Annotated in this window: 24 protein-coding genes and 1 tRNA gene; 9 read left to right on the forward strand and 16 right to left on the reverse strand. The window is 66.5% G+C overall.

Annotated elements, in window-relative coordinates:
• Positions 1 to 275: 275 nt before the first annotated feature.
• The 8 genes from ABD301_RS16010 to ABD301_RS16045 form a co-directional block, all read right to left on the reverse strand.
• Positions 276 to 842: a hypothetical protein gene (locus ABD301_RS16010; RefSeq protein WP_344311080.1), complete on the reverse strand. Its 567-nt coding sequence runs from the start codon at positions 840 to 842 to the stop codon at positions 276 to 278.
• Positions 839 to 1378 carry a DUF6286 domain-containing protein gene (locus ABD301_RS16015; protein ID WP_163572355.1) on the reverse strand — a complete coding sequence of 180 codons (540 nt, stop codon included), beginning with the start codon at positions 1376 to 1378 and terminating at the stop codon, positions 839 to 841. The genes ABD301_RS16010 and ABD301_RS16015 overlap by 4 nt, the downstream gene beginning before the upstream one ends.
• Positions 1378 to 1776, reverse strand: coding sequence for an Asp23/Gls24 family envelope stress response protein (locus tag ABD301_RS16020; protein ID WP_344311081.1), 399 nt, complete (start codon positions 1774 to 1776; stop codon positions 1378 to 1380). Before ABD301_RS16020 ends, ABD301_RS16015 begins: the two co-directional genes overlap by 1 nt.
• On the reverse strand, positions 1773 to 1958 hold the full coding sequence (locus ABD301_RS16025) for a DUF2273 domain-containing protein (RefSeq protein WP_344311082.1): 186 nt from the start codon (positions 1956 to 1958) through the stop codon (positions 1773 to 1775). Before ABD301_RS16025 ends, ABD301_RS16020 begins: the two co-directional genes overlap by 4 nt.
• 15 nt (positions 1959 to 1973) lie before the next feature.
• On the reverse strand, positions 1974 to 2210 hold the full coding sequence (locus tag ABD301_RS16030; RefSeq protein ID WP_163572328.1) for a hypothetical protein: 237 nt from the start codon (positions 2208 to 2210) through the stop codon (positions 1974 to 1976).
• Positions 2207 to 2512 (reverse strand): Asp23/Gls24 family envelope stress response protein, encoded by a 306-nt coding sequence (locus ABD301_RS16035; RefSeq protein ID WP_344311083.1) that lies wholly within the window; start codon positions 2510 to 2512, stop codon positions 2207 to 2209. The genes ABD301_RS16030 and ABD301_RS16035 overlap by 4 nt, the downstream gene beginning before the upstream one ends.
• Complete coding sequence (locus tag ABD301_RS16040; protein WP_344311084.1) at positions 2509 to 2988, reverse strand: Asp23/Gls24 family envelope stress response protein; 480 nt, start codon at positions 2986 to 2988, stop codon at positions 2509 to 2511. The genes ABD301_RS16035 and ABD301_RS16040 overlap by 4 nt, the downstream gene beginning before the upstream one ends.
• Positions 2989 to 3081: 93 nt before the next feature.
• Positions 3082 to 3852: a hypothetical protein gene (locus tag ABD301_RS16045; protein WP_344311085.1), complete on the reverse strand. Its 771-nt coding sequence runs from the start codon at positions 3850 to 3852 to the stop codon at positions 3082 to 3084.
• A gap of 72 nt (positions 3853 to 3924) precedes the next feature.
• On the opposite strand from ABD301_RS16045, the gene ABD301_RS16050 reads away from it, so the two are divergent.
• The 7 genes from ABD301_RS16050 to ABD301_RS16080 all read left to right on the forward strand — a co-directional run bounded on the left by ABD301_RS16050 (position 3925) and on the right by ABD301_RS16080 (position 11014).
• On the forward strand, positions 3925 to 4773 hold the full coding sequence (locus tag ABD301_RS16050) for an EamA family transporter (RefSeq protein ID WP_344311086.1): 849 nt from the start codon (positions 3925 to 3927) through the stop codon (positions 4771 to 4773).
• A 134-nt stretch (positions 4774 to 4907) separates the two neighbouring features.
• Positions 4908 to 6173 carry an aspartate kinase gene (locus ABD301_RS16055; protein WP_344311087.1) on the forward strand — a complete coding sequence of 422 codons (1266 nt, stop codon included), beginning with the start codon at positions 4908 to 4910 and terminating at the stop codon, positions 6171 to 6173.
• Positions 6170 to 7243 carry an aspartate-semialdehyde dehydrogenase gene (locus ABD301_RS16060; protein WP_344311088.1) on the forward strand — a complete coding sequence of 358 codons (1074 nt, stop codon included), beginning with the start codon at positions 6170 to 6172 and terminating at the stop codon, positions 7241 to 7243. The genes ABD301_RS16055 and ABD301_RS16060 overlap by 4 nt, the downstream gene beginning before the upstream one ends.
• 142 nt (positions 7244 to 7385) lie before the next feature.
• Positions 7386 to 8903: an FAD-dependent oxidoreductase gene (locus ABD301_RS16065; protein WP_163572360.1), complete on the forward strand. Its 1518-nt coding sequence runs from the start codon at positions 7386 to 7388 to the stop codon at positions 8901 to 8903.
• 229 nt (positions 8904 to 9132) lie between these two features.
• Positions 9133 to 9204 (forward strand) — tRNA-Arg (locus tag ABD301_RS16070).
• Between the two features lie 25 nt (positions 9205 to 9229).
• Positions 9230 to 10447: an RtcB family protein gene (locus ABD301_RS16075; RefSeq protein WP_344311089.1), complete on the forward strand. Its 1218-nt coding sequence runs from the start codon at positions 9230 to 9232 to the stop codon at positions 10445 to 10447.
• A 195-nt stretch (positions 10448 to 10642) separates the two neighbouring features.
• Entirely contained in the window at positions 10643 to 11014 is a 372-nt protein-coding gene (locus ABD301_RS16080) for a YccF domain-containing protein (protein WP_163572373.1), read from the forward strand.
• Here the strand turns inward: ABD301_RS16080 and ABD301_RS16085 are convergent.
• The 5 genes from ABD301_RS16085 to ABD301_RS16105 form a co-directional block, all read right to left on the reverse strand.
• Positions 11011 to 12099, reverse strand: a complete 1089-nt coding sequence (locus ABD301_RS16085; RefSeq protein WP_344311090.1) for a GDSL-type esterase/lipase family protein — start codon at positions 12097 to 12099, stop codon at positions 11011 to 11013. The genes ABD301_RS16080 and ABD301_RS16085 overlap by 4 nt on opposite strands.
• A gap of 89 nt (positions 12100 to 12188) precedes the next feature.
• Positions 12189 to 12980, reverse strand: coding sequence for an amino acid ABC transporter ATP-binding protein (locus tag ABD301_RS16090; RefSeq protein ID WP_344311141.1), 792 nt, complete (start codon positions 12978 to 12980; stop codon positions 12189 to 12191).
• A 19-nt stretch (positions 12981 to 12999) separates the two neighbouring features.
• On the reverse strand, positions 13000 to 13803 hold the full coding sequence (locus ABD301_RS16095) for an amino acid ABC transporter permease (protein WP_344311091.1): 804 nt from the start codon (positions 13801 to 13803) through the stop codon (positions 13000 to 13002).
• Between the two features lie 89 nt (positions 13804 to 13892).
• A complete protein-coding gene (locus ABD301_RS16100) occupies positions 13893 to 14744 on the reverse strand; it encodes an ABC transporter substrate-binding protein (RefSeq protein ID WP_279582396.1) in 852 nt (283 codons plus the stop codon).
• A gap of 113 nt (positions 14745 to 14857) precedes the next feature.
• The gene (locus ABD301_RS16105) at positions 14858 to 15682 is read right to left on the reverse strand and encodes an ABC transporter substrate-binding protein (RefSeq protein ID WP_344311092.1); all 825 of its coding nucleotides are present in this window, start codon (positions 15680 to 15682) and stop codon (positions 14858 to 14860) included.
• Between the two features lie 208 nt (positions 15683 to 15890).
• On the opposite strand from ABD301_RS16105, the gene ABD301_RS16110 reads away from it, so the two are divergent.
• The gene (locus tag ABD301_RS16110; RefSeq protein WP_163572364.1) at positions 15891 to 16109 is read left to right on the forward strand and encodes a hypothetical protein; all 219 of its coding nucleotides are present in this window, start codon (positions 15891 to 15893) and stop codon (positions 16107 to 16109) included.
• 1 nt (position 16110) lies between these two features.
• Entirely contained in the window at positions 16111 to 16281 is a 171-nt protein-coding gene (locus ABD301_RS16115) for a hypothetical protein (protein WP_344311093.1), read from the forward strand.
• On the opposite strand, the gene ABD301_RS42425 is transcribed toward ABD301_RS16115, so the two are convergent.
• The 3 genes from ABD301_RS42425 to meaB all read right to left on the reverse strand — a co-directional run bounded on the left by ABD301_RS42425 (position 16278) and on the right by meaB (position 18852).
• Positions 16278 to 16379 (reverse strand): MFS transporter small subunit, encoded by a 102-nt coding sequence (locus ABD301_RS42425; RefSeq protein ID WP_425551942.1) that lies wholly within the window; start codon positions 16377 to 16379, stop codon positions 16278 to 16280. The two genes, ABD301_RS16115 and ABD301_RS42425, sit on opposite strands and share 4 nt — an antisense overlap.
• Positions 16376 to 17770 carry an OFA family MFS transporter gene (locus tag ABD301_RS16120; protein WP_344311094.1) on the reverse strand — a complete coding sequence of 465 codons (1395 nt, stop codon included), beginning with the start codon at positions 17768 to 17770 and terminating at the stop codon, positions 16376 to 16378. The genes ABD301_RS42425 and ABD301_RS16120 overlap by 4 nt, the downstream gene beginning before the upstream one ends.
• 95 nt (positions 17771 to 17865) lie before the next feature.
• Positions 17866 to 18852, reverse strand: a complete 987-nt coding sequence (gene meaB / locus ABD301_RS16125) for a methylmalonyl Co-A mutase-associated GTPase MeaB (protein WP_344311095.1) — start codon at positions 18850 to 18852, stop codon at positions 17866 to 17868.
• Positions 18853 to 18854: the final 2 nt, after the last annotated feature.

The raw sequence follows: 18854 nt of genomic DNA on the forward strand, positions 1-18854 counted from the left end.
CGTGGCGGTGGGGTGCCCGTTCTTTGGGCGCCCCGGCGACGCGAGCCGGATGCGCCGCCGCAGGAACTGCGGCCGTCAACTCAGCCACACCGGCATTCAACTCAGCCCCGTCCGCGCGGCGGCCGGAGGTCGCCCAGGTTCGTGGCGGTGGGGTGCCCGTTCTTTGGGCGCCCCGGCGACGCGAGCCGGATGCGCCGCCGCAGGAACTGCGGCCAACAGCTCTGCGAGCCGGATGCGCCGCCGCAGGAACTGCGGCCAACAGCTCAGCAGTGCGGTCATGACACAGCACGTACCGGTGTGCCGCCGGCGACGGTGAATTCGAGGCGGACCTGGATGTCGGTTTCCAATGCCATCCGTACGTGTGCGATCGCCTCGGACTCGACCTGGCGGCGGACCGCGCCGAGGTCGGCGCCTGGTTCGACGGTGACCTTGAGCACCAGGCGGGGATGGGCCGGCCGGCCGGTCAGTCGGGCGGTGGCTCGCCACACGCCGGCGTAGTCGGCGATCTCGTTGCCGACCGCGTCCAGGATCGCCCGGGTCAGCAGCATCGTGCTGCCGGCGGCCGGGTCGCTGGCCAGCTCCAGCCGGCTGACCCGGTCACTGGCCAGCTGCGCGGTCACCCACAGCAGCCCGAGCAGGGCCAGCAGCACCGCGGCGGCGACCACGGCAGGCCAGAACCAGGAGTGGTTCGCGGCGATGAAGGTGGTCGCCTCGGCTGGGAGTAAGGCGTCGTTGCCGAACAGGAACAGCCCAGCCGCGATGCCGGCCGCGCCGGCGACCAGCAGGACGAAACCCAGCAGCGCGAGGACGATCCGGTTGGCCCGGTCGGCGCGCGGGTTCACCGGTCGCCTCCGGTGATCACTCGTACGGTCACCCGCGGTGGTCGGGCCAGTCCGATGTCGGCGATCCGCTGCGTCACCCGCTGGGCCACCCGGGTCGCCACTTCCTTGTCCTGTTCTTCGTCGTGCCTGGTGGTCACGAGTCGGATGATCGCCCGCCGCGGTCCGAGGTTGACGGCCGTCGCGCGTACGCCGTCCTCAGCGGCCGCGGCGGCGTCGATCGCCTTGCGCAGCGAGCTGCGCGGCAGGACGGGGTCGATGCCGTCGGCGGCGCCGGACAGCTCCACGAAACGGCGCTGCCGTGGCCACAGCTGGGAAATCAGCAGTACGAGTCCGACGACCGCGACAGCGACCAGCACGGCCCGTACCGAACTGGATTGCCAGGTGCGCCCGGCGAGCAGCGCGGCGACGTTCTGGTACGGGATCAGCCAGCGCGCCTGGCCGAGGTTCGCCAGCACCACCTCGACGGTGACCAGCACCGCGATGGCCACCATCGCGATGCCGATGACCAGCGCCAACATCCGGTTCACGAGCCGCATCAGACCACCCGCGGCCCGGTCGGCGTGCTCACATCGGACAGCGCCGCGACAGTGATGTCGACCGCGGTGACCGGCAGCCCGGTGAAGGTGGTGACCCGTTCGGTGACGTGGTCGCGGACCTGCTGGCAGACCGTACGAATGCCGTGTGGCCATCGCACGCAGACCTGTAGGTGGACGCTGGCCCGGCCGGCGACGATCCGGGCGCTGGCCCGGGGTGGCGAGTCGATTCGGCCGATGGACGCGCCCAGCACTCGCCGCGGCGGGCCGGAGACGGCGTCGATCTCGGCGGCGGCGGTGGCCGCGATCCGCTCCACCACCCGGTTCTCGATCTCCAGGCCGCCGCGTTGGCCGGGGTCGTCCAGCTCAACCGTCTTGGCCAGGCTGACCGGTTCGGTCATCGTGGCCGGCGGCCGTTGCCGCCCAGGTAGCTGGAGATGTCCAGGTCGCCGTCCAGGATCTTGCCGACGCCCAGGCCCACCGCGCCAAAGACGATCGCGGCCAGGAATCCGAAGAACCCGCCGACCGCGGTCGCGATGGCGATCAGCAGTCCGGCGAACAGACCAATCGTGGTGCGTGACATGGGAAAGTCCTCTGGTCAGTGAACGCGTGGATGGAACCGGCGCTGGATTCTGCGGTTGATCCAGGCGGTGACGCCCGGATTCCACCACCGCTGCCGGTACGCGACCGTGGTGCCGGCGACCGGGCGATCCCGCAAGGATGCCACCCCGGCCGCGAAAACCTCTGGGTCACCGCCCCGGTCGGGGTGGTTTTCCCGTACGAAGGCACGGAAAGCGCGCCGGCGTTCGGTGGGGTCCGCTGGCCAGCCGGTCATGGCGCGAGGACCACGTCGTCGACCGTGACATCGATCGGCAGATCTCCGACAATGTCCCGTACGGCAGCTCGGACGCCTTCAGCGACCGCGAAAACCGAGTGTCCAAACAGGACGGCCACGTCCACGGCCACCCCGTCCGGACGCAGCCGGACACCCAACACCCGGCGGCCGGGAAGGTAGGTGGCGACCTCACCGAACCGCCCGGACCGTAGCCCGGCCACGCCAGGCGCAAGCAGCACCGCCGCGGCGACGGTGTCGGCCAGTACGCCGTGGACGGTGGTGGAAGGCAGGGGTTGGCTCATACCACCCGGGCCGACTCCTCGGCCTCCGGCTCGTCGCCGGGGATGTGGATGTCGTTGACCGCGATGTTCACCTCGGTCACCTCCAGGCCGGTCATCCGCTCCACCGAGTCGATGACGTTGCGCCGGATGGCGGCCGCGAGATCGGCGATGGACACGCCGTATTCAGCCACGATGTTCAGGTCGACGGCGGCCTGCCGCTCGCCCACCTCGACTGACACGCCCTGGGTGATGTTCGGGCCACCGGCGCCGACCGGGATCCGTTCGCGCAGCGCGCCGAGCGCGCGGCCGACCGAACCACCCAGCGCGTACACGCCCGAGATCTCCCGGGTCGCGATGCCGGCGATCTTCTGGACGACCCCGTCCGCGATGATCGTCCGCCCCTCCGGGCCGGTCAGGCTCTCGATCTCGGCGCCGGGTACGAGGGTGGTGTGGCCCGGCTTGGACGCGGACTTGCTGGCGTTCGCGGACTCAGCCATCGCGACCGTTCCCTTCCGTTGGTCATTCACTTGTCTGGCAGTGAGTTTATGTGAGGGCGGTCACCGGCCGCATTTGGTGCATTCGGTACGCGACTATCTCCCGCTCGGGCTGCTGCTGGGCGTCGGGGTCGGGGACACCGGCGCGCCGGCCGCGACCAGTGGCGCGGGCAGCGCGAGCGCCGCCGGCGGCGCTCCGGACGACACCAGTTTCAGGGTGCCGGTGGACGTACGCAGCCCGGTGAGAACACCGTTCGCGTCATAGCAGTACGTGCCGGGGTCGACCGGTGCCGCGATGGACGCGCTGACGATGTCGACCTCGAAACAGACGCCGGTGGGCGCCGGCGGACTGCTGGTCACGTTGACGGCGATCGCGGTGGCCGGGTTGGCCAGTTCCTGCGGCCAGGCGGTGAACACCTTCAGCAGCGCGAAATCGTCGTCCGCAGGTGGTGGCTGGCCGGCCGCGGCGACCTGCGCACAACTCGGCGCGGCTCCACTCAGAGTGCATTTCCAGGTGCCGGCGGTGGTGTGTACGAGCGAGATGACCTGCGCCGAATCCCCGATGTCGAGCCGCCATCCGTCGGCCGTACGACTGATCGTCACGCTCTGGCTGGCCGGCGCCGAGGACGAGGCCGCCTGCTGGGCGTTGCCGCCGGTCAGGGCGTAGGTGGCGGTGAACTTCAGCGCGGTGGCCTGCGCGGCCCGGGCGGCCAGCTGCTGACGCGGCGGAAGCTGTGGCGTCGCGCTCGTGGTGGGCTGCGGCACCGGTGCGGGTCCAGCGCAGGCGGCCAGTGCCAGCAGTGGCACCGCACAGACGGCCGCCACCCACCTGCCGGGCCGCGTTGCCCGGTCGCCCCTGGTCCCCATCTGGCCCAGTGTGTCAGTCGCCACCACGAAAACCTGGCTACCGCGATGCCCGTGTTGGGTGAAGATGGCCGTATGTTCGCGGTAATTCTCGCGGTGATCGCCGCGCTGGCGTACGGCAGCTCCGACTTCGTGGCCGGAGTGGCCTCCCGGCGCATGCACTACGCGCGGGTCGCCGTGCTCGGCCAACTCACCGCGTCGGTGGTGACTGTGACCGCCTCGCTCGTCGTCGGTGGCCATCCGAGCACCGCCGCAATCGGGTGGGGCGCGGTCGGTGGCATCGGCGGTGCGCTCGGGACGCTCGCGCTCTACCGCGGTCTCGCCCGCGGCCGGATCAGCGTGGTCGCGCCGCTGTCCGGAGTGGTCGCGGCCGGCGTGCCGGCGCTGGTCGGCCTGGTCCTCGGGGAGCGGCCGACGGTGGTGGCCGGCGTCGGGCTGCTGCTGGCGTTGCCGGCCGTCTGGCTGGTGTCCACCAGCGCCGCTCCCGAGCAGGACCAGGCTCGTACGTCCGGAGTCCTGGACGGCGTCCTCGCCGGCCTCGGCTTCGCGCTGCTGTTCGTCGCCTTGCAGCGGGCCGGCGACGGCGTGGGCCTGTGGCCGACGGCGGTCGAGCAGGTCGTCTCGATCGTACCGGTCGCCGCCCTCTACCTGGTCGTACGTGCGCGTACGACCGATCGCGAGCGTTGGACCGTACGCACCGCGGCCGGCCCAGCGATGGCCGGGGCGTTGGGTGCGGTGGCGGTGGTCTTCTACTTCCTGGCCACCCACTTCGGGATGCTGACCGTGGTCGCCGTGCTGACCTCGCTCTACCCGGCCGCGACCATCGCGTTGGCCCGGTTCGTGCTGGCCGAGCGGATCAGCCGCTGGCAGGGCGCCGGCCTCGTACTGGCCGGGGTGGCCGTGGCGCTCATCACAGCGGGATAAGGTCTCGCGTCACAGCGGCCTTTCGCCGCAAAGTTTCGCGAGTCTGATCACACCGGCGGCTAACTGCGTTGTGGTCCGACCCCCGCTCGCGGGTAACCTTTGCCCGTCGATAACCGCCGACCGAGGGGACCAAAGTGGGACTCGTCGTGCAGAAATACGGCGGCTCCTCGGTCTCGAGCGCGGAGCGGATCAAAAGGGTCGCTGAGCGCATCGTCGCCACCAAGAAAGCCGGCGACGACGTGGTCGTCGTCGTGTCGGCCATGGGCGACACCACCGATGAGCTGCGCGATCTGGCCAACCAGGTGACGCCGACCCCGCCCGGTCGCGAACTGGACATGCTGCTCACCGCCGGCGAGCGCATCTCGATGGCGCTGCTGGCGATGGCCATTCACTCGCTCGGATCGCAGGCGCGGTCGTTCACCGGCTCGCAGGCCGGCGTGCTCACCACCTCCAAACACGGCAAGGCCCGGATCATCGACATCACGCCGGGCCGGATCTCGGCCGCGCTGTCGGCCGGGTCGATCGCGATCGTGGCTGGTTTCCAGGGCATCGCCCAGGACACCAAGGACATCACCACGCTCGGTCGAGGCGGTTCGGACACCACCGCGGTCGCGCTGGCCGCCGCGTTGAAGGCCGATGTCTGCGAGATCTACACGGACGTGGACGGCGTCTACTCCGCCGACCCGCGGATCGTGCCGACCGCCCGGCACCTTGCCGAAGTCACGTACGAGGAAATGCTCGAACTGGCCGCGTGTGGCGCGAAGGTGCTGCACCTGCCATCAGTGGAGTACGCGCGACGAAACCAGATCCCAGTGCACGTGCGGTCGTCGTATTCGGACCGCCCGGGCACCATGGTCACCGGCTCGATTGAGGACCTCCCGATGGAAAAAGCAGTCATCGTCGGCGTCGCACACGACCGCAGTGAAGGCAAGATCACCGTGGTTGGGGTGCCGGACCGGCCCGGGGTCGCGGCCCGGATCTTCCAGGCGGTCGCGGACGCCGAGATCAACCTCGACATGATCGTCCAGAACGTCTCCTCGGCGGACACGTTCCGTACCGATGTTTCCTTTACTCTCCCCAAAGCCGACGCACCGGCCGCCATGGCCGCGCTGGAGCAGGTGCAGGACGAGCTGGGCTTCACGCACCTGATTTACGACGACAACGTCGGCAAGCTGTCGCTGGTCGGCGCCGGCATGCGGTCGCAGCCGGGGGTCTCGGCGAAGTTCTTCAGCGCGCTGGCCAAAGCCGGCATCAACATCGAGATCATCTCCACTTCGGAGATCCGGATTTCGGTGGTCGTACGGTCCGAAGACCTCGACGCGGCCGTACACGCCGTGCACGAGGCATTCGAGCTGTCCGGCGACGAGGAAGCCACCGTCTACGCAGGGACCGGCCGATGAGCGTACGCAAACCCACCCTGGCTGTTGTTGGCGCGACCGGCGCCGTCGGTACGGTGATGTTGTCGATCCTGTCCGAGCGGGCCGACATCTGGGGCGAGATTCGGTTGCTGGCATCGAAAAGATCGGCCGGCAAGAAGCTGAAGGTGCGCGGCGAGGACGTCGTCGTGCAGGAGCTGACCGCCGAGGCGTTCCACGGCGTCGACGTGGCGATGTTCGACGTGCCGGACGAGATTTCCGCGCAGTGGGCGCCCATCGCGGCCGCCGCGGGTGCGGTCGCGGTCGACAACTCCGGCGCTTTCCGGATGGATCCTGACGTTCCGCTGATCGTGCCGGAGGTCAACCCGGACGCGGCCCGGAACCGGCCGCGGGGCATTATTGCGAACCCCAACTGCACGACCCTGACCATGATGGATGGAATGGGCGCGCTGCACGCGAAATTCACCCTGACCGAGTTGGTCGTCGCCTCGTACCAGGCCGCTTCCGGCGCTGGTCAGGCCGGCGTGGACCGGCTTTACGACGAGCTCGCAGTGGTCGGTGGCCGGCGTGATTTGGGGGTACGAGCCGGGGATGTGAGGGCTGCGCTGGTCGACAAGCTCGGAGACGCTCCCTCCCCATTCCCGGCGCCGCTCGCGCTGAATGTGGTGCCGTGGGCGGGATCGCTCAAAGATGACGGCTGGGCCTCGGAAGAACTCAAGGTCCGCAACGAATCCCGCAAGATTCTGGGAATCCCGGACCTGAAGGTGTCGGCCACCTGTGTACGAGTGCCGGTGATCACGACGCATTCGTTGGCCGTGCATGCCACTTTCGCGTCACCGGTGACGGTCGCCCAGGCTCACGAGGTGCTGTCGGCCGCGCCCAACGTGGTGGTGATCGACGACCCGGCGACCCTGCAGTTCCCCACCCCGGCCGACTCGGTCGGCGCCGACCCGACTTTTGTCGGCCGGGTCCGCCAGGCGCTGGATTTCCCGAACACACTGGATCTTTTCGTGTGTGGCGACAACCTGCGCAAGGGTGCCGCCCTGAACACCGCCCACATCGCCGAAATGATCGCCGCCGAACTCACCGCGTAGCGGTAGCCATCTTGGTGGCGCCGGTGGCCATCTTTGCCGGCTGACCAGCGTCGGTGTGCCCGAACGTGCTGTTGTTGAGTCTTGCCAGCCCCCGCCGCGAACAGCGGCGTCTACAGTCCGAGCTAGACCGAAGGTGGCCGCGGTGGACCGTTGTGACGTGGTGATCGTGGGGGCTGGACCGGCCGGGTTGACGCTGGCCAGCGAGCTGGCACTGGCTGGCGTGCGGGCGCTGGTCATCGAGCGGTTGACCGAGGCGGAACAGGCCGAATCCGACCGTACGATGGGAAACCGGTCGGTCACCGTGCCGTCGGTGCGGGCATTTGACCGGCGTGGACTGCTCACGGAACTGCGCGAAGCATCGCAGCGCGGCTTCAACGTGATGGCTGCCGGACAGCCGGACGACGGTCCAAAACTTTACCAGCATTTCGCGTTTCTCTTTCCTCGCCCCGAACTTCTCGATCAAGCCGCGCTGGGGTGGCCCGTCCTTGAGGGATGTTTCGTGCAACGGGCGGACATTCGACGGTTGCTGGCCGGGCGGGCCCGCGAGTTCGGCGCCCAGATTCGTTACGGCGTTGAGGTGACCGGGCTCGCCGCTGACGCCGACGGCGTCACGGTTGAGGCCGGTGCAACGGTGATCCGGGCCGGCTGGCTGGTCGGCTGCGATGGCGCGCACAGCTTGGTGCGTACGATCGCGGGCTTCGATTTTCCAGGCGTGGAACCGGAAATTCTGTTCCGGCAGGCCGCTGTCGACCTGGCCGACCCGGACCTGCTGCCGGTTGGCTGGTTCACTGAGCCGGGAGTTTTCGGGCACGTGCCGCTGCCGTCCGGAGTGCACATGGTGTTCACCGGCGAATTCGGTGCCAAGACGGACGACGTGTCGATGACAGTGGCCGAAATGCAGGAAAGTCTGCGGGCGGCCAGTGGAACGGACGTGACGGTCACCCGAATCCATCAGTTCGGCAAATACACCGACGTGAGCCGGCAGTCGTCGACGTACCGAAAGGGCCGGATTTTCCTCGCCGGCGACGCCGCTCACGTCCATCCGCCGCTGGGCGGCCAGGGGATGAACTTGGGTATCGGCGACGCGACGAACCTCGGCTGGAAGCTGGCCGCGGCCGTACGCGGGGACTCACCGGATGGGCTCCTCAACACGTACACTCCCGAACGGCATCCGATCGGGAAATGGGTGCAGGACTGGACCAGGGCGCAGGTGGCGTTGCTGCGCCCTGATCCGCGCAGCCGCGCTTTACGTGAGGTGATGCGCGAATTGGCGAACACCGCGGACGGATCCACCTATCTGGTCGAAAAAGTCTCCGGTCTCTGGCAACTGCCGATGGCGTCCGGCGGGCATCCGCTGACGGGCCGTACGGTCCCGGAGCTGGCTTTCGCCGACGGCAGCCGGCTGGCCGATCACTGCCACCGCGGACGCGGACTGCTGGTCGACCTGATCGGCCACCCCGCACTGCGAGAGACTTTTCGCGGTTATTCCGACCGGATCGACACGCTGACGGCGAAATCGGAGAATTCCGGAAAACTGGCCGGGCTGTTGGTACGGCCGGATGGGGTGGTGGCCTGGGCCGCGGACCGTACGGTCGGGCCTGCCGACTTGGTCGCGGTCCAGCAGGCGTTGTCGACATGGTGGGGCGATCCGCGGAGCTGAGCGAAAAACCAATGTTGCGTACGAGCGCTCCCGCAGTATGGTGGTTGTGGACTTACCAGCGACGAGACTGATCCCGGGAGGTGGACGCGGTGCCGGTGCGCACACTCAAGCGAGAGCAACGCGTCCTGCCGGGCTGTTGCCCTGGGCGCCTGATCCGGCGTTCGTATCGGCGCACCTCGCTGCCCGCCGGCCAGTGGCGCCGGCGGCCCAGCCGCTAACGAAGTCCCTTCCCTCTGTAGCTCAGCGGAAAGAGCATCGGCCTCCGACGCCGTGTGCGCAGGTTCGAGTCCTGCCAGGGGGACACCCAAAATCAAGGAGTACCAATAATGTCGTACCACGTGCTGGGCGGCACTCGCGCGCCCGTATGGATGTGGGCCGATCCGGCGACCGTCGAATCGCAGGCGTTGAACCAGCTGCGAAACATCGCCCAGCTGCCCTGGACCCACGGCGTCCGGGTGATGCCGGACGTACACCTCGGAAAAGGCGCCACCGTCGGCAGCGTCATCGCGATGGCAGGTGCCGTTTCGCCGGCCGCGGTCGGAGTGGACATTGGCTGTGGCATGACAGCCGTACGCACCACTTTGCGGGCCGAGGATTTGCCTGATGATCTGGGAAAACTTCGGTCCGCGATCGAAAAGCAGATCCCGGTCGGATTCACCTCGCACAAGACACCGGTGAATCCGAACCGGCTGCGGGACGACCGGGGCCAGCTCCGAGTGGAGTCGCGCGGTTGGGCCGACTTCTGGTCCGGATTTGATGATTTGCACCCGGACGTCCAGAAACTGCGGTCGAGGGCGATGTCCCAGCTGGGATCTTTGGGCGGTGGCAACCACTTTCTGGAACTCTGCCTCGAGCAGGACGGTGTGCACGAGGGCCGAGTCTGGCTGATGCTGCATTCGGGTTCCCGCAACATTGGCAAGGAACTGGCCGAGCGGCACATGTCGACGGCCCGCGGCCTGCCGCACAATGCTGACGTGCCGGACCGTGATCTCGCGGTTTTCCTTGCTGGTACGCCAGAAATGGCGGCGTACCGGCGGGATTTGTTCTGGGCGCAGGACTATGCCCGGCGCAACCGGGACGTGATGATGGCACTCTTCCAGAACGCGGTGACCACCGCGCTGCCGCAGACCCGTTTCTACGAGCCGATTTCCTGCCACCACAACTACGTGGCGCAGGAGCGGATCGACGGGGTGGAGCTGCTGGTGACCCGGAAGGGGGCGATCCGGGCCGGTGCCGGCGATCTGGGCATCATCCCCGGGTCGATGGGCACCGGCAGCTACATCGTGCGGGGCCTGGGCAACCTCGACTCGTACGAGTCCGCGTCGCACGGGGCCGGCCGGCGGATGAGTCGTACGGCCGCGAAGAAGGCGTTCACCGCGGCGGACCTGCGCGCCCAGACCGAGGGCGTGGAGTGTCGGAAGGATGCCGGTGTGGTGGACGAGATCCCGGCCGCGTACAAGGACATCGAGGAGGTCATCTCGGCCCAGCGCGACCTGGTCGAGGTGGTCGCCCGCATCAAACAGGTCATCTGCATCAAGGGCTAACCTTTTCCGCAACCGCAGTTTGTCCGCAACGCCCCGTTGCTTGCGCCAGACGCAAGCAGCGGGGCGTTGCGGACGTCACGGCGGGGCGGGAGGTAGCCCGGCAATACTGACGGCAGTGAGGTGGCATTGCCGATAAGGGGGAAATGGGTGACATCCCCGATGCGAAACGCCGATCGGCCGGTGATGATGGGCATTGTGCGTACGATTCTGAACGTCATTTGGTTGGTGCTGTGCGGCATCTGGATGGCCATCGGCTACTGCATCGCCGGGGTCATCTGCTGTGTGCTGATCGTCACCATTCCCTTCGGCATCGCTTCTTTCCGGATCGCCGGGTATGCGCTGTGGCCGTTTGGCCACACCATTGTCGACCGGCCCGGTGCGGGCATCGCGTCCGCGATCGGCAACGTGCTGTGGATCATCGTTGCTGGGTGGTGGCTCGCCATCGGGCACGTGCTGACCGGGATCGCTTTGTGCATAACGATCATCGGCATTCCGTTCGGGATCGCCAACTTCAAGATGATCCCGGTCTCGCTGGTGCCGCTGGGCAAGGAAATCGTGGAAATCTAGGCGGCCGGCGTGGTGAAGTCGATCTCGTCCATTTCCGCGTAGCAGTCACCCTTGGTGAACTTGAACGTGTTGGCGCCGGCGGTGACATTCACGTTCACCCCGGTGATGCTCCAGTAATCCCACCCAAAAGACGGGTAGGTGACCGGGAACGGGGTCGCGCCGTTGACGGACAGTTGGTGGCTGCACGGCATGTTCATCCCGTCATCGGCCCGGACGTAGATCCGGCTTGTGCCGGTTTTCGGGGCGTACACGGTGAAAGTTAAGGCGCTGTCTGGAAAGTCGATGTGCCCCACCCGGACGCCTCCAGAGCTGCGATTGCCGGCCACCTGTTGGGTGTCGGTGGAGGTCGCGTTCGCCGCCTGCTCCGACTCGTACCGATAGAACGGGGTGCCGACGATCGCGGAATACCAGCGGGCGGCCATCCGCGAATAGCCGCCGACGGTGGGATGGATGCCGTCCACCAGCTCAGCGGTCGGTACGGCGGAATGCATGTCGACGAAGCTCACGTTCTTGCCGGCCGCCGCTTTGGCGCCGACGATTCCCGGAATGGTCGCGTCGTACGCGAGCACCCGGTTCGCCCCGGCGGCATCGGCCAGCGGGATGATCGAGGCGACATAGACCTTGGCCGCCGGTACGGTCTGGGTGATTTGGTCGAGCAGAGTGGACAATTCAGCCGGCGCGGCCGCACTGGTGGCATCGGTGTACATGTCGTTCGTGCCGATATGCAGCAGAACCATGTCGGGTTTGTACGTTGTCAGCCAACCAACGACCTGCTGACTGAGCTGGGCGATGGTCCAGCCGGGGTGGCCCTCGTGGTTCTGGTCGGGCAGATTCGTCGGCCCACTGGTCTGCGAGCCGACGAAGTCCACGGATCGGCCGTCTGTCTCGAAAAAATGCCAGAGATCGGTACGGTAGCCGGCGTCCGCCTGACCGTCGGTGATCGAGTCGCCCAACGGCATCACCTTCAGCGGGACAGCAGCCGGCACGATATGCGCGGCCGGCACGGTATGTGCGACCGCTGGCGCCGCGCCGGCCACCAGGGCCGCGACTATCGTTGTCAGGGCAGCAAAACGTACCAACCTCATGAGGTGTCCCCTTGATGGGAGAAGGATGCGGCCGGGCCGCACGCTAACACCGGGACTGCACTCGCGAAAGGCCAAAACCAGAGCAGCTGTCAATCCGCACTTTCCGGCGCGGTGACCGCGGTGGGGTTGAGCACCCTGGACAGGAATGTCTTCGTACGCTCGTGTTGCGGATTTCCCAGCACATCGGCCGGTTGACCCTGCTCGACGACCACTCCGCCGTCCATGAAAATCACCCGATCGGCGACATCGCGGGCAAAAGACATCTCATGTGTCACGACCATCATGGTCATCCCGTCGGTGGCGAGTTTTCGCATCACCGCGAGCACATCGCCGACCAGTTCCGGGTCGAGCGCGGAGGTCGGCTCATCGAAAAGCATCAGATCCGGCCCCATCGACAGCGAGCGGGCAATGGCCGCCCGCTGCTGCTGACCGCCGGAAAGCTGCGCTGGGTACGCGTGCACCTTGTCCGCCAACCCGACGATCTCCAGGTTCTGCAGCGCCACTTTCTCGGCTGCGGCCTTGGAGCGGTGGAGCACCCGCCGTTGCGCGATCGTCAGGTTGTTCAGCACTGACAGATGCGGGAACAGGTTGAACTGCTGGAAAACCATCCCAATGGACCGGCGGATCTTGTCGATGTTGGCGTTCGGGTCGGTGACCTCGTTGCCACTAACGAAAATCTTGCCGCTGGTTGGTTCTTCCAGCAGGTTCACGCAGCGCAGCAACGTCGATTTTCCGGAGCCCGAAGGTCCAATCACGCACACTACTTCGCCGCGGTTGACGGTGAAGTCGATGCCTTTAAGCACCTCGAGTTTGCCGAAGTACTTGTGCAGCTCGCGAATCTCGATAGCGATCTCGGCGGCGGGCCCGGACTCTTTGCTCATGGTCATCGCGTCCGGCCTCTCATCGGGACTTCTGGTAGCGGCGTTCAAGTCGTTGCACCAGTTGGGAAAGCGGCAGGCAGATGATCAGGTAGCAGAGCCCGGCGATGACCAGCGGGGTCGGGTTGACCCGCGCGTTGACCTGGTCCGAGCCGAACTTGGTCAGCTCGATGCTGGTCGCGGTGACACCCAGCACGTACGCCAGCGAGGAGTCCTTGACCAACAGGATGATCTCGTTGGTCAGCGGTGGGATGACGATCCGGAAGGCCTGCGGCAGGACGATCGACAACATCGCCCGGGTTCCGGACATGCCCAGCGAGCGGGCCGCTTCGACCTGCCCCTTGGGGACCGCCTGGATGCCGGCGCGGATGGTTTCGGACATGTACGCGGCCGCCGGCATGCCGAGGCCGATCGTCACCTGCCCGTACACACCGCCGGCGATCTGGTATTCCGGAAACGCGGTCGGCACCGCGTACGCGACCATGAAAAGCCACAGAAGTGCCGGCAGACCACGGAAAATCTCGACATAGATGGTGCCGAGCCAGCGGTACGGAGGCACCCTCGACAGCCGCATGAGCGCGATCAGCAGTCCGACCGCAAGGCCGAAAATGAACGACAGCAACGTAAAGACCGCGGTGTTGCGCAGCGCGACGGTGATGATGTCGGGGAACAGACTGGCCGCGATATCGAGCCGGAAGAAGCTCGCTCCCAACTGCTTCCAGTCCGCGGAGAGGGCGAAAAGCAGCACGATGACGGCGAAAATGCCGTACTGGATGCCGAGCGAAGTGCGCCGGCGCTGGGTGCGCGTCAGCGTGAGCGAAGCCATCCGGCCTCCTGGTTCGAGAAACGGGACCGTACGAACACCGTCCCGGCCGCTCCCTTGAGCCGGCCGGGACGACAGGGTGTTCTACCGGACTAATCCTGCGGCGGTGTCATGCCCTGGGTGACCAACGGGCTCGGCGCTGGCAGCTGCATCCATTTGGTGTAGAGCTTGGCGTACGAGCCGTCCTTCAGCGAGCTGGTGATGACCTCGTTGACGGTGGCCAGCAGTTTCGGGTTCGCACCCTTGGCGACCGAGTAGCCGTACTGCTCGTTGGTGGCGAACTTGGTGGCGATGGTGAACCGCTTGTCCTCGGCCACCAGCACCGTCCAGATCGGCAGGTCGTCCATCGCGCCCTGGATCTGGTTCGTCGCCAGCGCCTGCTGCAGGGTGGTGGTGTCCTGGTACTCCACCACCGTGAAGCCGTATTTCGCCGCGTTGTTCTGGGCGAACTTCAGCCCGGTGTTGCCGACCTCGCCGCCGATCTTCTTGCCCTTGAAGTCGGCCAGCGTCTTGTACGGCTGACCGGCCTTGACCAACAGTGACTGGGTGTTGTCGAAATACGGCACCGAGAAGTCCATCACCTGCTGGCGCGTCTTGGTGATGGTCATGCCGGCCGCGGCCACGTCACATTTGCCGATCTTGAGGTCCTGGCCGGACTTGATGCCCTCAAACGGCGTGTCGACGATGGTCTGGGTGAGCCCGAGTTTCTTGGCCACCAGATCCATGTAGTCCACGTCGAAGCCGACGATCGCGCCCTTGGTGTCCCGCACCTGGAAGGGTTTGAACGGCAGGTGGGTGCACACGGTGAGTTTGCCCGCGGCGGCCAGCTTCAGGCCGTCCGCGGTCGAGCCGGCATTGGACTTCACGCAGGCACTCGCGCCCGCGGCCAGTGCCACCATCGCAAGCAGTGCGCCGGCGCCTTTGAGCGCCTTTGGCGTCCGCACTGACGCCACCTCCTGTCGGTACAAAGGCGGCCGTCGGCCGCCGTCTCGGCGACCATGGTCGCAGAGAATGGGTTTCCGTGCTGTTAACCTTTCACATTCCTGACGGTCGTACGCTAATTTTGCGCCGACGCCGGAGCCTGGGTACCAATCCATTTCTGGTAGATAGCCGCATAGGCCCCATCGTGTTTGGCACCGGTGATGACTTCGTTGACAACGCTAAGCAGTCGCGGGTTCACGCCCTTGGCCAGTGCGATGCCGTATTGCTCGCCGGTGGTGAACGTCGAAGCCACCCGATAGCCGGGGGTGTGTTTCACAAAGTCGGTCCACACTGAGAGATCGGCGACCGCGCCGTCGATCTGGCCGGTCGCGAGCGCCTGCTGCAGCGTCGCGATGTCCTGGTATTCCACGACCGTGTAGCCGCCGGCCTTCGTGTGCGCCTTCGCGTAGTCGAGACCGGTCGTACCACTTTGCGCACCGACCTTCTTACCGTGCAGGTCACCGATCTTCTGGTACGGCGTACCAGCCTTCACCAGCAGTCCTTGGGCGTCGTCGAAGTACGGGACCGAGAAGTCCAGAGCGGCCCGCCGCTCGGGCGTGATGGTGATGCCGGTGGCGGCGAGATCACACTTGCCCGTACGCAGATCCGAGCCGGAGCGGATGCCCTCGAACGGGGTGTCGATGAAGGTCGACCTGAGGTTCAGCTTCTTCGCGATGAGGTCGACCAGGTCCATATCGAAACCGATGAACTTGCCGGTGGAGTCCTTCGACTCGAATGGTGGCGCGGGCAGGTGCGTACAAGCGGTGAGTACGCCCTTGCTGACGAGCTTGACTCCGTTGGGCAGCGTCTCGCCGGGACTGGTCTTCGTGCACGCTGTGACGGTCAGCACAGCGAGCGCCAGGGCGAGCAGGCGTACGACTGGGCGCGGGGTCATCGGCATACCGGCTCCATATCGAGGCGTTTTACATCGTTGAAGTGCCCTCATCGTGGCAGCCGGCCGGCTGCGGCCAGTCCTCGACCCACCGGTTATGCGGCGGCGGCATGACCGATATGCGCGGCTTGGGCGTTGGCAATCACGGATCGTCCATAAGACTGAGCGCTTAGTGGCCGTTCAGGTGAGCGTGTCGCTGCCGGAGGGGGGACGTTCTATGCATTCACGGAGGTATCTTCATCGGTGCCCACAGGGCCCGCACCAGCCCGAGGGCTGGATGATGATCGTGACGGCACCGTCGGTGTCCGCCGAGACCGGGACGCACGTCCATCTCGACGGCCTGTGTGCGGACTGCGGCTCGGCATGGCCGTGCGAGCGCTCGGACGTGTCGGCGTACCAGTTCCCGATGCGCCCGAAGCTGTTGGAAGCGGTCTGACGTGACGACAATGGTGCGCCGCATCGCCATCCCGACGGTGCAGAGCCGCCATGACCGGCACCGGGCCAACCACCCGCGCCGCGAGCCGGAAATCGTCGTCGAGCCGGTCCGCTATCGCGCCGTCGCCATTCGTACGGCCACCGGCCGGATGATCGTCAACCGCCCGACCTAACCAGTGAAAAGGTTGGCAGCCTTCAGCAGCGTTTCGTAGACGCCGTACGCCAGCAGGACGCTGACCAGGATCCACCCGATGGCTACCCGTGCCTTCATGCTGTCGCTCCTTCCGCCGCTTTTGGCTTGCCCTGGTGGAAACGCTCGGCGACCGGTCGGATCAGCAGGTTCGCGACGAAGCCGACCAGCAGGATGCCGATCATGGTGAACAGCGCCGGTTGGTACGCGGCCGCTGTCAGGGTGCCGGGCTTGCCTTGCGCGTCAAGGAAACCGTTGATGATCAGCGGGCCGGCGACACCGGCGGCCGACCACGCGGTGAGCAGTCGGCCGTGGATCGCGCCGACCTGGTACGTGCCGAAGAGATCCCGTAAATAGGCTGGCACGGTCGCGAAACCGCCGCCGTAGAACGACAGGATCAGGAACGTGATCAGCACGAAAAGTGCTGTCGACGTGTGCCCGGCGAAGGTCAGCGTGACGTACAAGAGGACACCGACGCCCAGGTAGATCATGTACATCGGCTTGCGGCCGATCAGGTCCGAAGTGCTCGACCAGAGAATGCGGCCGCCCATGTTCGCGATCGACAGCAGGCCAACGAAACCACCGGCCGCGGCGGCCGCGACCGTGGTGACGCCGTTGATGTTGGCACGGAAGAAGTCCTGGATCATCGGCGCGGCCTGCTCGAGAATGCCGATGCCGGCGGTGACATTGCAGAAAAGCACGATCCAGAGCAGGTAGAACTGCGGAGTCTTGATGGCATTGGCGGCCGAAACGTCGTTGGTGGTCACCAACGGCCTGGCGGCTACCGTGGCCGGGTCGAAGCCGGCCGGGCGCCAGCCCTCAGCCGGCACTCGTACGGTGAAGACGCCATACATCATCACGATGAAATAGGCGATTCCCAGCGTGACGAACAAAGCAGCCACCGCGCCGCCGCTGGCCACCGAGGTCGGATCGGTCGGGTGGTATTTCGAGTCGTACAAACCAAGCAGTTGTGTTGAGAGCGGGCTGGCGATCAGCGCGCCACCGCCGAAACCCATGATGGCAAGGCCAGTGGCCAGGCCCGGCCGATCCGGGAACCACTTGATCAGCGTGGAAACCGGAGAAATATAGCCAATACCGAGCCCGATGCCGCCAATCACGCCATAGCCCAGGTAAATCAGCCACAGCTGTTTGGTGCTGATGCCGAGCGCGCCGACCAGGAAACCGGCTGCCCAGAAACAGGCGGCGGTGAACATCGCCTTGCGTGGGCCGTTGCGGTCCACCCACGTGCCGGCCACCGCGGCGGACAGGCCGAGCATCACGATCGCGATGGAGAAAATGATGCCGACATCGGTTTGGCTGACCCCGAGATGCTTCACCAACGCGGTCTTGTAAACGCTGGTGGCGTACGCCTGGCCAATGCATAAGTGGACGGCCAGCGCGGCGGGCGGGATCAGCCAGCGGCTGAAAGACGGTCCGGCGATAGTGCGCTCACGGGCCAGGAAATTGCTCACTACGGGCCTCCGTACGGCCGATGCCGATGGGGAAATGCCGTTCGTATAGGGTATGCAATATTCTTCTTATCACACCTTCGGGCGTGGAAATAGCCTCAGTCCGAGCCGAATGCTTTCAGAATGCGCTCGGCGGCCAGCGTCGGCGTGAGATCGCCGGCCCGTACCTGTTTCTCCAGGTCTGGAGCGATAAGTCGTACGTCTGGATGGTGCCGCAGCCGATTCTCGATCTGGTCGCGAACGATGGCCCAGGTCCAGTCAACCTGCTGGCGCCGGCGTTTTTCCTGCAGTTCGCCGGATTCGGCGAGGATTTTGTGGTGATTTTTCACCTCGGCCCACACTTCGTCCAGCCCGCCGCCGGTGAGGCCGCTGCAGGTGAGCACCGGCGGCCTCCAGTTGGCGTCCGGTGGTTGCAGCAGGCGCAGCACGCTGGCCAGCTCGCGGGCCGCCTTGCCGGCGTCCTTCTCATGTGGACCGTCGGCCTTGTTCACCGCGATCAGGTCGGCGATTTCCAGCACTCCGCGCTTGATGCCCTGCAGCTGGTCACCGGTACGGGCGAGCGTTAGATAGAGGAAACAGTCGACCATCCCGGCCACCGTGATCTCGGACTGCCCGACGCCGACCGTCTCCACCAACACCACGTCATAGCCGGCCGCTTCGACCAGCACGATGGATTCCCGGGTCGCGGTGGCGACGCCGCCAAGCGTGCCGGAGGTCGGCGACGGGCGTACGAACGCGTGCGGATCGACGGCCAGCCGGGTCATTCTTGTTTTGTCACCCAGAATGCTGCCGCCGGACCGGCTGGAGGACGGGTCCACCGCCAGCACCGCCACCTTGCGGCCGGCCGCGGTCAGCCGGGTGCCGAGGGTGTCGATGAAGGTGGATTTTCCCACTCCTGGCACGCCACTGATGCCGACCCGGTGCGCGCCGCCGGCCGCCGGCAGCAGCTCGACGAGCAGCTCCTGGGCCTGCTGGCGGTGATCCGGATGCCGCGACTCGACCAGCGTTATCGCGCGGGCCAGGTGGGTACGCGAGCCGGCCCGCACCTTTTCGGCGTACTCGGCCACATCGACGGATCGGACCATGG

This window comes from Fodinicola feengrottensis, from assembly GCF_039530045.1.
In the GTDB taxonomy this organism is placed as follows: Bacteria; Actinomycetota; Actinomycetes; order Mycobacteriales; family HKI-0501; genus Fodinicola; species Fodinicola feengrottensis.

Bases quoted from the DNA above. Each gene is read 5' to 3' on its own strand.
- ABD301_RS16015 (WP_163572355.1), bottom strand. From the start codon at position 1,378: ATGCGGCTCGTGAACCGGATGTTGGCGCTGGTCATCGGCATCGCGATG.
- ABD301_RS16025 (WP_344311082.1), bottom strand. From the start codon at position 1,958: ATGTCACGCACCACGATTGGTCTGTTCGCCGGACTGCTGATCGCCATC.
- meaB (WP_344311095.1), bottom strand. From the start codon at position 18,852: ATGGTCCGATCCGTCGATGTGGCCGAGTACGCCGAAAAGGTGCGGGCC.
- ABD301_RS16075 (WP_344311089.1), top strand. From the start codon at position 9,230: ATGTCGTACCACGTGCTGGGCGGCACTCGCGCGCCCGTATGGATGTGG.
- ABD301_RS16030 (WP_163572328.1), bottom strand. From the start codon at position 2,210: ATGACCGGCTGGCCAGCGGACCCCACCGAACGCCGGCGCGCTTTCCGT.
- ABD301_RS16085 (WP_344311090.1), bottom strand. From the start codon at position 12,099: ATGAGGTTGGTACGTTTTGCTGCCCTGACAACGATAGTCGCGGCCCTG.
- ABD301_RS16095 (WP_344311091.1), bottom strand. From the start codon at position 13,803: ATGGCTTCGCTCACGCTGACGCGCACCCAGCGCCGGCGCACTTCGCTC.
- ABD301_RS42425 (WP_425551942.1), bottom strand. From the start codon at position 16,379: ATGAAGGCACGGGTAGCCATCGGGTGGATCCTGGTCAGCGTCCTGCTG.
- ABD301_RS16020 (WP_344311081.1), bottom strand. From the start codon at position 1,776: ATGACCGAACCGGTCAGCCTGGCCAAGACGGTTGAGCTGGACGACCCC.
- ABD301_RS16060 (WP_344311088.1), top strand. From the start codon at position 6,170: ATGAGCGTACGCAAACCCACCCTGGCTGTTGTTGGCGCGACCGGCGCC.
- ABD301_RS16040 (WP_344311084.1), bottom strand. From the start codon at position 2,988: ATGGCTGAGTCCGCGAACGCCAGCAAGTCCGCGTCCAAGCCGGGCCAC.
- ABD301_RS16090 (WP_344311141.1), bottom strand. From the start codon at position 12,980: ATGAGCAAAGAGTCCGGGCCCGCCGCCGAGATCGCTATCGAGATTCGC.
- ABD301_RS16035 (WP_344311083.1), bottom strand. From the start codon at position 2,512: ATGAGCCAACCCCTGCCTTCCACCACCGTCCACGGCGTACTGGCCGAC.
- ABD301_RS16045 (WP_344311085.1), bottom strand. From the start codon at position 3,852: ATGGGGACCAGGGGCGACCGGGCAACGCGGCCCGGCAGGTGGGTGGCG.
- ABD301_RS16050 (WP_344311086.1), top strand. From the start codon at position 3,925: ATGTTCGCGGTAATTCTCGCGGTGATCGCCGCGCTGGCGTACGGCAGC.
- ABD301_RS16105 (WP_344311092.1), bottom strand. From the start codon at position 15,682: ATGCCGATGACCCCGCGCCCAGTCGTACGCCTGCTCGCCCTGGCGCTC.
- ABD301_RS16110 (WP_163572364.1), top strand. From the start codon at position 15,891: ATGCATTCACGGAGGTATCTTCATCGGTGCCCACAGGGCCCGCACCAG.